The organism is Luteimonas sp. gir, from assembly GCF_037198055.1.
GTDB classification, from domain to species: Bacteria; Pseudomonadota; Gammaproteobacteria; order Xanthomonadales; family Xanthomonadaceae; genus Luteimonas; species Luteimonas citri_A.
The window spans coordinates 425,628-439,924 of sequence record NZ_JBBAXQ010000001.1 but is presented as its reverse complement, the minus strand read 5'-3'; the positions used below and the strand labels follow the sequence as shown (position 1 = coordinate 439,924).

Genomic DNA, 14,297 nt, shown 5'->3' with positions numbered 1-14,297 from the left:
CGTTTGGGGGAACGCTCGATTGGGCGCGGCGGACTGGAACGCGCTGCGTGATGTTTGGGCGTCCGCTCCCCCCACTGGCTGGCGTGATGCTCGGGCGTCCGCTCCCTCCCCCGCTTGCGGGGGAGGGCTGGGGTGGGGGCAACTCGCGCGCAGCCCCCAACGCTACGGCATCAGCCGCGCAGCGCGCGAGCGTGGTGGGCGATGTGGTCGCCGATGAAACTGGCGATGAAGTAGTAGCTGTGGTCGTAGCCGGGCTGCATGCGCAGCTCGAGCGGATGGCCGGCAGCCTCGCACGCGGCCTGCAACAGCTGCGGGCGCAGCTGGCCATCGAGGAACTCGTCGGCATCGCCCTGGTCGATCAGCAACGGCAGCCGCTCATTCGCGGTGGCCACCAGTGCGCTCGCATCCCAGACCTGCCAGGCGGCGCGGTCGTCGCCGAGATACGCCGAGAACGCCTTCTCGCCCCACGGCACCTGGCTGGGCGCGACGATCGGCGAGAACGCCGACACGCTGCGGTAGCGCCCGGGGTGCTTGAGCGCGATCACCAGCGCGCCGTGGCCGCCCATCGAATGTCCGCTGATCGCGCGCGCATCGGTGGTCGGGAACTGGGCTTCGATCAGCGCGGGCAGTTCGCGCGCGATGTAGTCGTGCATGCGGTAGTGCGCCGACCACGGCGCCTGCGTGGCGTCGACATAGAAGCCGGCGCCCTGGCCGAGGTCGTAGCCCTCGGCATCGGCCACGCCCTCGCCGCGCGGGCTGGTGTCGGGCGCGACGAGCATGACGCCATGCTCGGCGGCATAGCGCTGCGCACCGGCCTTGGTGATGAAGTTCTGCTCGTTGCAGGTCAGGCCGCTGAGCCAGTACAGCACCGGCAGCGGGCCGTGCTCGGCCTGCGGCGGCAGATAGACCGCGAACCGCATCGTGCAGCCGAGCGTGTCCGAGGCGTGTTCGTAGACGTCCTGCCAGCCGCCGAAGCTGGCGCGATGTTCGATGCGTTGCATGAGGCGCTCCTGCATGCCGGCCTTAGCCGGCCCGTGTATTGATCAGTGCATCCAGCTGCGAGAGAAGGCGCAGCAACGGTTGTGCGTCAGGCTGGCCGTCGAGATTGCGATAGGCGGCCACCGCCACGTCACTGCGCGTTGGCCATTGGCCATCGGCGCGAGCCTCGTGCAGGCGTGGCAGGAACACCTGCGCCAACCAGTGCTCGAACGATATCTCGTCAATGCCGAACGGCGAATCCACCGCGCGCGGCGCCCCCACCTCGCCCTCGACCCAGCCCAACGCGCGCAGCGCCTGTTCGATCGGATCGACCAGGGCCGCGCGCGGATCAACCGCACGCGGCCGGCGCAGGGCGTCGAACCAGCCCACGCTGCGGCTCAGTAATGGACGACCGAGCGGATCGACTTGCCTTCGTGCATCAGGTCGAAGGCGTCGTTGATCGCATCCAGGCCCATCGTGTGGGTGACGAACGGCGCCAGTTCGATCTCGCCCTTCATCGCGTCCTCGACCATGCCCGGCAACTGCGAACGGCCCTTGACGCCACCGAACGCGGTGCCGAGCCACTTGCGCCCGGTGACCAGCTGGAACGGCCGCGTGCTGATCTCCTGGCCGGCGCCGGCGACGCCGATGATCACGCTCTGGCCCCAGCCGCGGTGGGCGCACTCGAGCGCGGCGCGCATCACATTGACGTTGCCGATGCACTCGAACGAATGGTCCACGCCCCAGCCGGTCATCTCGACGATCACCTGCTGGATCGGCTGCTCGAAGTCCTTCGGATTCACGCAGTCAGTGGCACCGAACTCGCGCGCCAGCTCGAACTTCGACGGGTTGGTGTCCACGGCAATGATGCGCCCGGCCTTGGCCTGACGCGCGCCCTGGATCACCGCCAGGCCGATGCCGCCCAGACCGAACACCGCCACGCTGTCGCCTGCCTGCACCTTGGCGGTGTTGTGCACCGCGCCGATGCCGGTGGTCACGCCGCAGCCGAGCAGGCAGACGTGCTCGGGGTTGGCGTCGGGATTGATCTTCGCCAGCGAGACCTCGGCGACGACGGTGTACTCGCTGAAGGTCGAGCAGCCCATGTAGTGATAGATCGGCTCGCCGTTGTACGAAAAGCGCGTGGTGCCGTCGGGCATCACGCCCTTGCCCTGGGTGGCGCGCACGGCGACGCACAGGTTGGTCTTGCCCGACTTGCAGAACAGGCACTCGCCGCATTCGGCGGTGTAGAGCGGAATCACGTGATCGCCCGGCTTGACCGAGGTCACGCCCTCGCCCACCTCGACGACGATGCCGGCGCCCTCGTGGCCGAGCACGGCGGGAAACAGCCCTTCCGGATCGTCGCCCGACAGCGTGAACGCATCGGTGTGGCAGACGCCGGTGTGGGTGATCTTCACCAGCACCTCGCCGGCCTTGGGCGGCGCGACGTCGATCTCGACGATCTTCAGCGGTTGCCCGGGGGCGAAGGCGACGGCAGCACGGGATTTCATGGCGATGACTCCAGGGAACAGGACAAGGAACGCGCGGGCGGCGGGCCGCTCAGCGCAGGTAGGACCGGACCAGCGCGATGGCGTCGTCGATCGAGGCCTGCCGCCGATCGGCACTGCTGGCCCCGGCGAGTTCCTCGCGCAGGTGACTTTCGAGCACGCCGGCCATCAGGCCGTTGACCGCACCGCGGATCGCGGCGAGCTGCTGGAGCACCGGCGCGCAATCGGCCCCGGCTTCGAGCGCGCGCTCGAGCGCGTCGAGCTGGCCGCGCATGCGACGCACACGGGCAAGCACACGCTTCTTTTCCTCGGGCGAATGCGGCATGGCCAACCTGCGAGTCGGTACTGGGGTGGAGTATATCGCGAAGGCACCGCGTTCGCGCAAATCGCCTGGCGTGCACGCTGCGTCCATCCTGGTGGGTGCCGCAGCAGTGCGCCGGCATCGTCGCCTGAAGGCAAACGCATGCGCACGGCCGAGTGGCTGTAGAGCCGCAATCCAACAGGACCGTTGGTGACACGCGCTTCTTGGTCCCGATGGCGTGGCCTCGCCCCAGTACGCACACTGCGATGACAACAGCCCTCCTCGTGCCGCGCACCGATGGGCCGCACCGCCTTTGATCCGCAGCTTCCAGGTCATGACCCTCGCGACGGCCGCTCCGGCAATGTGCAGTGACACGGGCCCAGACTATGGTCCGGAGGCGCCAGCACCGCGCCTCCCCTTGTGGACCGGCTTGTTTACACTGGCGACCCGCTCCCCGTACGACAGCATGGACAAGCAATCGATCATCGAAACGCTTCGACGTCGCGTGCCGGGTCTGCTCGGCATCTATGCCTTCGGTAGCCGAATCACCGGGCAGGCTGAGTCGCACAGCGATCTGGATCTCGCCGTTCTGGTCGAGGGCTATGCCGAGCCGGTGGCCTTGTGGCAGTTGGCGGGCGATCTGGCCGAGGCGGCCGGTTGCGATGTGGATCTGTTGGACCTGCGACGTGCGTCGACGGTCATGCAGCACCAGGTGCTGACCCGCGGCGAACGGTGGTGGGCTTCGGATGTTCGTGCGGGCCTGTTCGAATGCGCCGTGCTGGGCGAGAAACTGGAGCTGGATCGCGCGCGCGCCGGACTGCTGTCGGACATCCGCAGGGAGGGACGCATTCATGGCCGATGACGTGCTGTTGAACAAGGCGCGACGATCGAGCGCTGCATCCGCAGGGCGCGCGAAGTACGCGCCACAATCCAGCGACGTTCAGTGACGACCACACGCGCCAAGATGCCGCGATCCTGAACATCCAGCGCGCCTGCGAGGCGGCGCTGGACATGGGCCAGCACGTGGTCCGGCGCGAACGCATGGGCATCCCTCAGATGCGCACGCGATGTCTTCGCCCTACTCGCAGCGGCGAGTTGGATTGCGTGCACCGAAACCGCGCGGCTCAGCCGGTGTTCTGGATGCCCGCCGCGATGCCGTTGACGGTCGAGATCAGCGCGCGCAGCAGGTCGTCGTCCTCGCGGTCGGCGGCGCGCCAGCGGCGCAACAGTTCGACCTGCAGCAGGCTGATCGGATCGACGTAGGGGTTGCGCAGACGGATCGACAGCTGCAGGCGGTAGTCGTCGGCCAGCAGCGCGTCCTGTCCCTTGAGCAGCAGGATCGCATCGCGGACGCGGCGGAACTCGGCCGCGATCTCGGGGAAGAACGCGGCATGGGCGTCGCCGGCCAGCTGCGAATAGCGCTCGAAGATGTCGATGTCGCTCTTGGCCAGCAGCATCTCGACATCGTCGAGTGCGGCGCGGAAGAACGGCCAGTCGCGCGCCATCTCGGCCATCGCCTCGCGTCCGTGGCGCTCGATGCCGTGCGCGAGCGCGGTGCCCAGGCCGTACCAGCCGGTCAGGCCGGAGCGGTTCTGCGCCCAGGCGAACACCCAGGGAATCGCGCGCAGGTTGGCGATGCCGCCTTCGCGCCGACGGGAGGGCCGCGAGCCGATCTGCAGCCGCTCGATGACATCGATCGGTGTGGCGGCGCGGAAGTAATCGGGGAAGTCCGCGCGTTCATGCACGAGCGCGCGGTAATGCGCGCGCGAGACGCCGGCGAGCTCGCCGGCCAGGTCCCGCCAAGTGTCCTCGCGCGGGTCGGCCGGGCGCGGCCGCAGCGTGGCCTGCAGCACCGCGGCGGCGGTCTGTTCGAGGTTGCGCAACGCCAGCGCGCGGATGCCGTACTTGCGGTGGATCACCTCGCCCTGCTCGGTCACGCGCAGCACGCCATCGACCGAGCCGCGCGGCGCGGCCTGGATCGCGCGGCCGGTCTTGCCGCCGCCGCGGCTGACCGAGCCGCCGCGGCCGTGGAAGAACGCGATGCGCACCCCGGCCGCCTGGGCCAGCGCGGTCAGTTCGACCTGGGTGCGCTGCAGCGCCCAGCGCGAGGCCAGCAGGCCACCATCCTTGGCGCTGTCCGAGTAGCCGAGCATCACGGTCTGACGGTCACCGCGCGTGGCCAGGTGCGCCCGATAGCGGGGATCGTCGAACAGCGCGCGCATGACCGCCGGCGCCGCCTCCAGGTCGTCGACCGTCTCGAACAACGGAGCGACATCGAGCGGTACGTTGCCGTCCTCGACGCAGCCGGCAATGCGCGCCAGCGCCAGCACCGCCAGCGCGTCGGCGGCGCTGCGCGCCATCGAGATGATGTACAGGCCGGTCGCGGCTTCGCCATGGCTGCGACGCAGGTCGACCACGGCCCGGAACACGCCGAGGGTCGAGGCGACGACATCGCCGTCGTCGCCAGCGGGTGCACGCGGCGGCGCGTCGAGCATCGCGTGCAGGCGTTCGACGCGCGTGGCGACATCGCGCGCCGCCCAGTCGCCGCCGTCGATCCGGCCGAGCACCTCGTCGTGGACCGCCGAATCCTGGCGCAGATCGAGCGCAGCAAGATGGAAGCCGAACGTGCGCGCCCGCCACAGCAACCGTTCGAGCGCGAAGCGCCCGGCGTGCTCGCCGCGGTGCGCGCGCAGACTGGCGTCGATCAACGCCAGGTCGTCGATGAACGCAGCGGCGTCGGGATAGCCGGCGCGATGCTCGGCCGCGGTCGCCGCCAGGCGCGCGTCGATCAGGTCGAGCAGCCGCCGGTAAGGCATGTCGGCGTGCCGCGGGTTGAGCACCGCCTCGGCGTCGGGCAGCCGCCGCCGGTAGTCGTCGACCCGCGCCAGCACCGCCTCGTCGATCGTCGCCCGGCCCAGGGTCTGGGTCAGCACGTGGCCCAGCCCGCGCAGGTCGCGGCGGTACTGCGCCAGCGCCAGGCTGCGCTGGGCGCCGAGCGCGGCGCGCATGGTGTCGGCGTTGACGTTGGGATTGCCGTCCATGTCGCCGCCGACCCAGGTGCCGAAGCGCAGCACCTGCGGCAACGTCGGCCGCGTGCCGTAGACGCGTTCGATCGCATCACCGAGCGCTTCGTAGAACACGGGCAGCACACGGTAGAGCACGTTCGACAGATAGAAGCCGACGTGGTCGACCTCGTCGGCGACGGTGGGCTTGCGCGCCGGCGATTCGGAGGTCTGCCAGGCCGAGGCGAGCGCCTGTCCGATCCGGGCATCGTCAGCCCGGCGCTCGGTCGGTGTGCGTTCGCGGTCGATGTCGGCGATCAGCCGCTCGACGATCGTGCGCTCTTTTTCCAGCAACACCCGGCGCACCGCCTCGGTCGGGTGCGCGGTGAACACCGGTTCGACATGCAATCGCGCCAGACACGCCTGCAAGTCGTCGAGGCTCACGCCGTCGTCGTGCAGCGTGCGCACTACCGCTTCCAGTCCACCGGGCTGCGGCGCGTCGCTGGCGCGCTGGTAGTCCCGGCGTCGACGGATGCGGTGCACGCGCTCGGCGAGATTGACCGCGCCAAAGTAGGCGGCGAATGCACGCACCAGCGCCTCGGCCTCGTCGGTGCCGACCTGCGACAGGCCCTCGGCCAGCGCATCGACCGGGGTACCGGATTCGCGCCGCGCGATCGCCGCGCGCCGCAGCGCTTCGACGCGCTCGAGCAGCGCTGGCGAGGCTTGCTCGGCGAGCATGTCGCCGACCATCGCGCCGAGTCGGCGGACATCGTCACGCAGCAGGGTATCGGTACGCGCGAACTCGACGTCGCGCAGCGGCGGGGCGGGATCTTGGGAGGCGTCTGGCGTCATCCCGACAACTTACACAAGCCGAGGCCGTGTCGGGTGACGGACGCGCGGCCGGCGACGCGTCAGTAGGCGAACTCGCGGAACAGGCGGTCGATGTCGCCCTGCCAGGGGCCGTGGTACAGCGCGAGCTTCTGTTCGGCCGGGGTCTGGCCCGATTCGGCAATCTCGATCAGCGTCTCCAGGAACACGCGCTCGTCCTGGCCGTCGCCGTTGACACGGGCGCGGCGCTGCAGGCCGGCGGCGGAGATCTTCAGCGCCTCGATGGCGAGGTCGCGCAGCGTGCCGTGGCGCCACGGCGTGGCGAGCGCCTGCCGCGGCACCGCGTCACGCAGTGCATTGCGCTCGGTGAGCGTGAGGTCGCGCACCAGATCCCAGGCCGCGTCGAGCGCGGTGTCGTCATAGAGCAGGCCGACCCAGAACGCGGGCAGCGCGCACAGCCGGCCCCAGGGGCCGCCGTCGGCGCCGCGCATCTCCAGGTACTTCTTGAGCCGCACCTCGGGGAACGCGGTGGTCATGTGATCGGACCAGTCGCGCAGCGTCGGCAGCTGGCCGGGCAACGCCGGCAGCGCGCCCCGCAGGAAGTCGCGGAAGCTCTGACCACTGGCGTCGTGGTAGACCCCATCGCGATAGGAGAAGTACATCGGCACGTCGAGCAGATAGTCGACGTAGCGCTCGTAGCCGAAGCCGTCCTCGAACACGAAGTCGAGCATGCCGGTGCGGTCGGCGTCGGTGTCGGTCCAGATGTGCGAGCGGTAGCTCAGAAAGCCGTTCGGCTTGCCTTCGGTGAACGGCGAATCGGCGAACAGCGCGGTCGCCACCGGCTGCAACGCCAGCGACACCCGGAACTTCTTGACCATGTCCGCTTCGGACGCGTAGTCCAGGTTGACCTGCACCGTGCAGGTGCGGGTCATCATGTCCAGGCCGAGCGTGCCAACCTTGGGCATGTAGTCGCGCATGATCCGGTAGCGACCCTTGGGCATCCACGGCATCTCGTCGCGCCGCCACTTGGGCTGGAAGCCCATGCCCAGAAAGCCCAGACCCAGCGCTTCGGCGACCGCGCGCACTTCACGCAGGTGCGCGTGCACCTCGCTGCAGGTGGCGTGGATGTCGATCAGCGGCGCACCCGACAGCTCCAGCTGCCCGGCCGGCTCGAGTGTCACCGACGCGCCATCCTTGAGCAGGGCGACGGTGCGGCCATTCTCGTCGACCGGCGCCCAGCCAAACCGGGTGAGCCCGGTCAGCAGCGCCTCGATGCCCTGCGGGCCGTCGAAGGTCGGCGGGCGCAGGTCAGACAGGCGGAAGCCGAACTTCTCGTGCTCGGTCCCGATGCGCCAGTCGTCAGCCGGCTTCTCGCCCGAAGCCAGGACGTCCACCAGTGCGTTGCGGTCGGTGATCGGCGTATCGGCAACGTGGCTGGGGCTGGACAAGGCGATGATGCTCGGCGGAAAGGGCGGGGACAGCCGCAGGCCAGCCGCGGAATCCGCGCACTATACCGGTTGCATCGGCGGCGATCGTTGAGCGGATCGGGCCGCAGAATTCCGCCGATGCAGCGCTCGCCCAGGCGACGCTGGACGCGTGCCCGCATGACCGCACAAGGCCTGTCGCATGGCGCGGGCGCATTCACGTCCAGATAAATATGCGCAGGCACACGTGCACCCGATCATCCGTGACCCCAATCACAGCTGCGCCCCCGGGCTTGTGCGCATAGTGGCCGCTCGCGCTCGCTGCGTCGTTCTGTCGCACCGCGCCATCGCACGCCGTATCGGCTGGAGGCCAGTCGCCGCATGTCGCGGCGCAGGACAGGGAGGTGCCCGCAAGGTCGTTGCCGTATCGATGCCTCGCGTTTGCCGCGCAGCTGCGCGTCGCCCGGCATCGACGCCATCGCCATCGAACGCATGCCGGACCGCACCGCCGGGCGGCCCGGGTGTTCGCGACACGTTCTTTCCGGCGCATTCCCGCTTAGGACCATCCATCGACACAAGGAGCACTGCGATGAAGCATGTGACCGCATTGGGGTTGACCCTCGCGCTGGGCGCACTGAGCGCTGGCGTGGCGAGCGCCGAGCCCCTGACGTTCCAGAAGCTGGGCCAGAAGGCCCGGTTCATCCACGGCGACGATCTGGTGACCGGCGTCCAGCCCGAGACCGCCGCCGCAAACCGTCCCCCGACCCTGCTGCAGAAGGCCGGCGGCCTGAGCACGATCATGGCCACGCGCGAGGGCGACCAGTACATTGCGACGATGGATCCGCGCGACGTCGCGCTGTTCGAGCAGGCGATCGAGGCGCTGGAGGTGTTGGGCCGCACGCCTGCCGCCACCCCAGGGATGCCACCTTCGCTGCCCCGGACCGACGGCCTGCCGACGGTCTCGCCCAAGGTCGTCATCGGCGCCGACAACCGTGTACAGGTGACCAATACCACGGTCGCACCGTTCTACAACATCGGCCGCATCGGCATCGGCTGCACCGGCACGCTGATCGGCCCCAAGCATGTGCTCACTGCCGGCCATTGCGTCTCCAACGGCGCGGGCAGCTTCTACTCCAGCCTCAACTTCACCGTGGCGCAGAACGGCAGCTACCAGCCCTGGGGCACGACGTCCTGGAGCCGGGTCATGACGACGGCCGAGTATCACAACGGTGCCAACACCAACTACGACTATGCGTTGATCGTGCTCAGCGCGCCGCCGCACGGCGGCTACGCGGCCTGGGGCACCTACGGCGGTGGCACCCACACCATCACCGGCTACCCGGGCGACAAGCCGTTCGGCACGATGTGGCGGCACTCGGGCACGGTGAACACCAGCGGCTCGTTCCGACTCTGCTATACGATCGACACCGCCGGCGGCCACAGCGGCAGCGGGATCTACGACAGCGGCTATGTCGTGCGCGGTGTACACACGACCGGCTCGTCGACCCAGAACTGCGGGACGCGGATCACTGCCACGGTGCAGAACACGGTGCAGAACTGGATCTCCGCCAACCCCTGACCGGCGCGTTGCCGATGCAGGCCGACGACCGCCATGGCGCCCCGGGCACGGGCGCCGTGGCGGTCCTTCCAGGACCCATGGGAGACGCCATGAAATCGTTGCTTGCCGCCTTCGCGCTGCCGGTGCTGTTGACCGCCTGCGGCGCCACGCCGACATCCACCCAGCGCGCGCCGCTCGAAGCGGCCACCATCGCCGGCAGCGCCGAATCGCCCGACCCGGTGCTCGAGCGGGTCCAGGCACTGGAACGGCGCGGCGTCGTCGAGGACGTCGTGGTGCAGGAATCGTTCCCGGTGCAGATCCGCCTGCGCGCGCCGCGCGAGGTGATCGACGAGCTCGAAGCGATGCCGCGGGTCGGCGTGGCACGTCCGACCGCGCCGCAGTAGCGCGCTGGGGCGTGCGCGCCGTACGAGGGCGCGCCGTCTAGTCCGCGCCGGGAGCCGGTGCGCCGATCTCCATCCAGCGCGCGACCACCGCGCGCAGTTCGTCGACGCCGGCCTTGGACTCCGACGAGAACGTCTGCACGCTGACCTGCTCGCCGTGCTGGGCCTGCAGTTCGCGGCGCACCGCCTGCAAGGTGTTGCCCGCCGCACCGCGCCCGAGCTTGTCGGCCTTGGTCAGCAGCGCATGCGCCGGGGTGCCGTTGCGGACCGCGAACTCGATCATCTGCCGGTCGTAGTCCTTGAGCGGGTGGCGGATGTCCATGACCACCACCAGACCACGCAGCGCCTGGCGATTGGCGAAGTAGTCGGCGATGAACGCCTGCCAGTGGGCCTGCAGCTCGCGCGGCACCTTGGCATAGCCGTAGCCCGGCAGATCGACCAGGAACCGGCGCTCGTGCGGCGGCAGTTCGAAATACACCAGCTGCTGCGTACGGCCCGGGGTCTTGGACACGCGCGCCAGCGCGTTCTGCCGGCACAGCGCATTGAGCGCGCTGGACTTGCCGGCATTGGAGCGACCGGCGAACGCGACTTCGAAGCCGTCGTCGGGCGGAAGCTGGCGCGGAACATGCGCGGCGAGCAGGTACGCGGCGCGGTTGAAAGGATTGGACATCGGCATAGCTTGGCACACCGCCCCTGCGGCGTCCGGTCGCGGTTTGACCGCTTCGGGTCCGCCACACATAATTTCAACCCTCGCGAGCCGCATTCCGCCGGCCGCAGCGTCGAGAATTCTCGGAGCCCAGCCATGCGCCACGCTCGCGTCTTTGCTATCGCCGGCCTTGCCGCCCTCGTGGTCGGCGCGGTCGCGTTCGCCCAGTCCACCGTGGCGCCACTGCCCGATGCCCCCGAAGTGGAGGCCGTCGACCTGGACAGCCATCCCGACGTCAACGCGGTCGCCGCGCTGGCCAAGGCGCGTCCGGGCGATGCGCAGAAGGGCGGCCAGCTGGCCGGCACCTGCGCCGCCTGCCACGGCGTGGACGGCAACGCCGAGGCTGCGCCGACGGTCTATCCGCGCATCGCCGGCCAGGGCGAGCGCTACATCGCCCGGCAGTTGGCGCTGTTCAAGAGCGGCGAGCGCATGAGCCCGATCATGCAGCCGTTCGCGGCGATGCTCAGCGCGCAGGACATGCGCGACCTGGGCGCGCACTACGCGCTGCAGAAGAGCGGTGCGGGCATCGCCGACGATGCGGTCGTCGAAGGCGGCCCCTACGACGGCATGAAGTTCTACGAGATCGGCCAGACGCTGTTCCGCAGCGGCGACGCCAAGCGCGGCATTCCGGCCTGCATGGCGTGCCACGGCCCGGCCGGCAGCGGCAACCCCGGCCCGGCGTATCCGCATGTCGGCGGCCAGCAGGCCTGGTACAGCGCCGCGCGCCTGCAGGCCTACCGCGCCGGCGAGACCCAGGAAGCCGACCGCCACCTGTTCGACATCATGGCCACGGTCGCCAAGCCGCTGACCGACCAGGAGATCGAGGCGCTGGCCAGCTACATGCAGGGCCTGCACCACCGCCCCGACCCGAAGATGCTGGCCGCGATCGAGGCCCAGGCCGCGGCGATGCCGGCACCGGCCACGCCGCCGGCCGAGCAGCCGGTCCCGCCGACCGACGAGACCGCCGAGCAGGCCCAGCAGGGCGACGGCGCCGCCGATGCGGCCCCGGCCGCCGACGCGCCTGCCGAGCCGGCGCCCGCGACCGAGTGAGTGGCGCCACCGGGTGGAGCCATGCACGGTCCTGCCCGATCCCGTATCGTCCGCAACGCCGGCCGGGCTTCCCGCGCCGGCGTTCGTGTGTCCGTCCCACCCTGTGTCCATCCCCGTGTTCCCGGCCGGCCTGCGCCGTGCCGCCCCAGGAGTCCACGCTGCCATGACCGTCTCCCGCTCCGTCCCCGCCTGGTCCCGCTGGCTGGCCTGCGCGCTGCTCGCGCTGTCGGCTGCCCTGCCCGCCGCCGCGCAATCGCCCGCGCCGGTGGAGGACGTCGACTACGTCGTGATCGAGGGCGGCACGCCGTGGCAGCCGCTCGACGGCCATGTCGAGGTGGTCGAGGTGTTTTCCTACGGCTGCATCCATTGCTTCCATTTCCAGCCGATGATCGACGCGTGGCTGGCCCGGCAGCCGCGTGATGTGCGCTTCACCTACCTGCCGGCGGTGTTCACCGCGGGCGACCCGTTCGCCCGGGCGTTCTTCGCCGCGAAGGCGCTCGGCATCGACAAGCGCACGCATACGGCCGTGTTCGACGCGGTCCACAAGGCCGGCGCGCTGCCGCGCAGCGGTGCGAGCCTCGACGCACTGGCGGCGTTCTATGCCGCGCACGGCGCGCCGTCGCAGGCGGCGTTCAAGACTGCGATGACCAGTGCACAGACCGAAGAGCGGCTGAACGCGGCGCAGGCGTTCGCGCGGCGCAGTGGCCTGCAGGGCACGCCGACGCTCATCATCAATGGTCGCTACCGGGTCCAGGCGGGTACCCTCGGGGATGCGCTGACGATCGCCGACCAGCTCATCGCCCGGGAACGCGTCCGGCCCTGAGCCGCCGCGCCGCCGCCACGTCGGCAACCAGCCCCCGTACCGACCGCTCACATCGAGAGACCGTCCATGAAGATCCGCCATTCCCTGCTGGTGCTGCTCGCCCCCGTCCTGCTTGCCGCCTGCGGGCAGCAGCCCGATCCGGCCGCCGCGCCCGAGGCCGCGCCGACCGCGCAGGCCCCCGCGCCCGCGGGCGAGCAGGCGCCCGCGACCGACGCGGCCCCGCCGCCGGCCGCCGAGGCGGGCACCGAGGCCGAAGCGGCCGCTCCGGCCACCCACAATCCGATCGTCGCACCCGAGGGCCCGGACCCGGTCGCCGGCACCGACTACATCGTCATCGACAACGGCCAGCCGTTCGCCCAGACCGCCGGCAAGATCGAGGTCGCCGAGGTGTTCGCCTACTGGTGCGGCCATTGCGCCGCGTTCGAGCCGCTGGTCAACGCCTGGAAGGCCAAGCTGCCCGACGACGTCAATTTCGTCGCCGTGCCGGTCGTGTTCGACCAGAACGACCAGTTCCCGCGCGCGTTCTTCGCCTCCGAGGCGATGGGCACGCTGGCGCGTACCCACGATGCGACGTTCAACGCCATCCACATTGAGCGCAAGCTGCGCCAGAACGCCGATGCCGACAGCATCGTGGCGTTCTACGGCAGCCTGGGCGTGGACCCGCAGCGCTTCCGCAGCACGATGCAGAGCTTTGCGGTCAATGCGAACCTCGGCCGGGCGCGCCAGTTCGCCAGCCGCAGCGGCGTCGACTCCACGCCGACACTGGTCGTGGCCGGCAAGTACCGCATCATCGGCCGCAAGTCGCTCGAAGACATGCTGCGCATCGCCGATCACCTGATCGCAACGGAGCGTGCCGCACGCTAGGGCCGATGCCGCAGCCCGAACCCACGCCCGCCCCAGTGTCCGAACCCGCACCGCAGCGCCTGCGGCTGCTCAGCGCCAACATCCAGGCCGGTTCGAGTACACGCCGCTACAGCGACTACGCGACCCGCAGTTGGTCGCACGTACTGCCGGCCGGCAAGCGCACCGCGCTCGATGCGATCGCGGCACTGGCCGGCCGCCACGACATCGTCGGCCTGCAGGAGGCCGATCCCGGCAGCTGGCGCTCGGGCTTCACCAACCAGACCCACTACCTCGCCGAGCGCGGCGGCTTCGATTTCTGGAGTCACCAGCCCAACCGCCGCGTCGGCGCGGTCGCTTCCAGCGCCAACGGGCTGCTGAGCCGGCTCGAACCGGTGGAGGTCATCAATCACGCCCTGCCTGGCCGGATCGGCGGACGCGGCGTGCTGCTGAGCCGGTTCGGCGAAGGCACCGAAGGCCTGGTGGTCGCGATCGCGCACCTGTCGCTGGGTGCGCAGTCGCGGCGCTCGCAGCTGGCCTTCATCTCCGAAGTGCTGCAGGACTATCCCAATGCGGTGCTGATGGGAGACTTCAACTGCACCTGGGACCGCCCGGAGATGGACGTGCTCTACCGCGGCACCGGCCTGCAGCCGCCAGCCTGCGAGGTGCACACCTTCCCCAGTTGGCGACCGCAGCGCGCGATCGACCACATCCTCGCCACGCGCACGCTGCAGTGCACGAACATGCAGGCACTGCCGGCGGCATTCTCCGACCACCTGGCATTGTCGACCGAGCTGGTGGTGCCGGCCGACGCGCTGCGCCGCTGAGTCGCGCAGCCCTTCGACGAGCGGGCCACTGCGCGACGAGCGCGTAGAATGCCG

At 70.1% G+C, this 14,297-nt stretch carries 13 protein-coding genes and 1 pseudogene; 7 read left to right on the top strand and 7 right to left on the bottom strand.

Annotated elements, in window-relative coordinates; genetic code table 11:
* Nucleotides 1–170: 170 nt before the first annotated feature.
* From fghA to frmR, 4 genes are read right to left on the bottom strand one after another with little or no spacing between them, the layout of a single operon-like run.
* Nucleotides 171–1,001: an S-formylglutathione hydrolase gene (gene fghA, locus WAF18_RS02010; RefSeq protein WP_337243626.1), complete on the bottom strand. Its 831-nt coding sequence runs from the start codon at nucleotides 999–1,001 to the stop codon at nucleotides 171–173.
* 22 nt (nucleotides 1,002–1,023) lie between these two features.
* On the bottom strand, nucleotides 1,024–1,368 hold the full coding sequence (locus tag WAF18_RS02005; RefSeq protein ID WP_337243625.1) for a YqcC family protein: 345 nt from the start codon (nucleotides 1,366–1,368) through the stop codon (nucleotides 1,024–1,026).
* 8 nt (nucleotides 1,369–1,376) lie between these two features.
* Nucleotides 1,377–2,486, bottom strand: coding sequence for an S-(hydroxymethyl)glutathione dehydrogenase/class III alcohol dehydrogenase (locus WAF18_RS02000; protein ID WP_337243624.1), 1,110 nt, complete (start codon nucleotides 2,484–2,486; stop codon nucleotides 1,377–1,379).
* 49 nt (nucleotides 2,487–2,535) lie between these two features.
* Nucleotides 2,536–2,808 carry a formaldehyde-responsive transcriptional repressor FrmR gene (gene frmR, locus WAF18_RS01995; RefSeq protein WP_183424976.1) on the bottom strand — a complete coding sequence of 91 codons (273 nt, stop codon included), beginning with the start codon at nucleotides 2,806–2,808 and terminating at the stop codon, nucleotides 2,536–2,538.
* Nucleotides 2,809–3,250: 442 nt separating this feature from the next.
* Between frmR and WAF18_RS01990 the strand changes: the two genes are divergently transcribed.
* The gene (locus WAF18_RS01990) at nucleotides 3,251–3,646 is read left to right on the top strand and encodes a nucleotidyltransferase domain-containing protein (RefSeq protein WP_337243623.1); all 396 of its coding nucleotides are present in this window, start codon (nucleotides 3,251–3,253) and stop codon (nucleotides 3,644–3,646) included.
* Between the two features lie 262 nt (nucleotides 3,647–3,908).
* Here the strand turns inward: WAF18_RS01990 and ppc are convergent, their stop codons facing one another.
* Both ppc and WAF18_RS01980 read right to left on the bottom strand, forming a co-directional pair.
* Nucleotides 3,909–6,638 (bottom strand): phosphoenolpyruvate carboxylase, encoded by a 2,730-nt coding sequence (gene ppc / locus WAF18_RS01985; RefSeq protein WP_337243622.1) that lies wholly within the window; start codon nucleotides 6,636–6,638, stop codon nucleotides 3,909–3,911.
* A gap of 59 nt (nucleotides 6,639–6,697) precedes the next feature.
* Nucleotides 6,698–8,062 carry a glutamate--cysteine ligase gene (locus WAF18_RS01980; RefSeq protein WP_337243621.1) on the bottom strand — a complete coding sequence of 455 codons (1,365 nt, stop codon included), beginning with the start codon at nucleotides 8,060–8,062 and terminating at the stop codon, nucleotides 6,698–6,700.
* Between the two features lie 565 nt (nucleotides 8,063–8,627).
* On the opposite strand from WAF18_RS01980, the gene WAF18_RS01975 reads away from it, so the two are divergent.
* Together WAF18_RS01975 and WAF18_RS01970 are read left to right on the top strand one after the other, a co-directional pair.
* Nucleotides 8,628–9,617, top strand: a complete 990-nt coding sequence (locus WAF18_RS01975; RefSeq protein WP_337243620.1) for a trypsin-like serine protease — start codon at nucleotides 8,628–8,630, stop codon at nucleotides 9,615–9,617.
* A gap of 89 nt (nucleotides 9,618–9,706) precedes the next feature.
* Nucleotides 9,707–10,000 (top strand): hypothetical protein, encoded by a 294-nt coding sequence (locus WAF18_RS01970; RefSeq protein WP_183424980.1) that lies wholly within the window; start codon nucleotides 9,707–9,709, stop codon nucleotides 9,998–10,000.
* A gap of 37 nt (nucleotides 10,001–10,037) precedes the next feature.
* Here WAF18_RS01970 and yihA read toward each other — a convergent pair whose 3' ends face one another.
* A complete protein-coding gene (yihA, locus tag WAF18_RS01965; protein ID WP_183424981.1) occupies nucleotides 10,038–10,667 on the bottom strand; it encodes a ribosome biogenesis GTP-binding protein YihA/YsxC in 630 nt (209 codons plus the stop codon).
* 132 nt (nucleotides 10,668–10,799) lie between these two features.
* Here yihA and WAF18_RS01960 point away from each other — a divergent pair.
* From WAF18_RS01960 to WAF18_RS01945, 4 genes and pseudogenes are all read left to right on the top strand, one after another.
* Nucleotides 10,800–11,570: pseudogene (locus tag WAF18_RS01960) on the top strand (cytochrome c4); the annotation flags it as partial.
* A gap of 346 nt (nucleotides 11,571–11,916) precedes the next feature.
* Complete coding sequence (locus WAF18_RS01955; protein ID WP_337243619.1) at nucleotides 11,917–12,576, top strand: thiol:disulfide interchange protein DsbA/DsbL; 660 nt, start codon at nucleotides 11,917–11,919, stop codon at nucleotides 12,574–12,576.
* Between the two features lie 66 nt (nucleotides 12,577–12,642).
* Nucleotides 12,643–13,440 carry a thiol:disulfide interchange protein DsbA/DsbL gene (locus WAF18_RS01950; protein WP_337243618.1) on the top strand — a complete coding sequence of 266 codons (798 nt, stop codon included), beginning with the start codon at nucleotides 12,643–12,645 and terminating at the stop codon, nucleotides 13,438–13,440.
* A gap of 35 nt (nucleotides 13,441–13,475) precedes the next feature.
* Nucleotides 13,476–14,243 carry an endonuclease/exonuclease/phosphatase family protein gene (locus WAF18_RS01945; protein WP_337243617.1) on the top strand — a complete coding sequence of 256 codons (768 nt, stop codon included), beginning with the start codon at nucleotides 13,476–13,478 and terminating at the stop codon, nucleotides 14,241–14,243.
* Nucleotides 14,244–14,297 lie beyond the last annotated feature (54 nt).

What these genes read in the sequence shown, in the direction of transcription:
- fghA (WP_337243626.1), bottom strand. Translation starts at nt 1,001, where the DNA reads ATGCAACGCATCGAACATCGCGCCAGCTTCGGCGGCTGGCAGGACGTC.
- WAF18_RS02000 (WP_337243624.1), bottom strand. Translation starts at nt 2,486, where the DNA reads ATGAAATCCCGTGCTGCCGTCGCCTTCGCCCCCGGGCAACCGCTGAAG.
- frmR (WP_183424976.1), bottom strand. Translation starts at nt 2,808, where the DNA reads ATGCCGCATTCGCCCGAGGAAAAGAAGCGTGTGCTTGCCCGTGTGCGT.
- WAF18_RS01990 (WP_337243623.1), top strand. Translation starts at nt 3,251, where the DNA reads ATGGACAAGCAATCGATCATCGAAACGCTTCGACGTCGCGTGCCGGGT.
- ppc (WP_337243622.1), bottom strand. Translation starts at nt 6,638, where the DNA reads ATGACGCCAGACGCCTCCCAAGATCCCGCCCCGCCGCTGCGCGACGTC.
- WAF18_RS01975 (WP_337243620.1), top strand. Translation starts at nt 8,628, where the DNA reads ATGAAGCATGTGACCGCATTGGGGTTGACCCTCGCGCTGGGCGCACTG.
- WAF18_RS01970 (WP_183424980.1), top strand. Translation starts at nt 9,707, where the DNA reads ATGAAATCGTTGCTTGCCGCCTTCGCGCTGCCGGTGCTGTTGACCGCC.
- yihA (WP_183424981.1), bottom strand. Translation starts at nt 10,667, where the DNA reads ATGTCCAATCCTTTCAACCGCGCCGCGTACCTGCTCGCCGCGCATGTT.
- WAF18_RS01955 (WP_337243619.1), top strand. Translation starts at nt 11,917, where the DNA reads ATGACCGTCTCCCGCTCCGTCCCCGCCTGGTCCCGCTGGCTGGCCTGC.
- WAF18_RS01950 (WP_337243618.1), top strand. Translation starts at nt 12,643, where the DNA reads ATGAAGATCCGCCATTCCCTGCTGGTGCTGCTCGCCCCCGTCCTGCTT.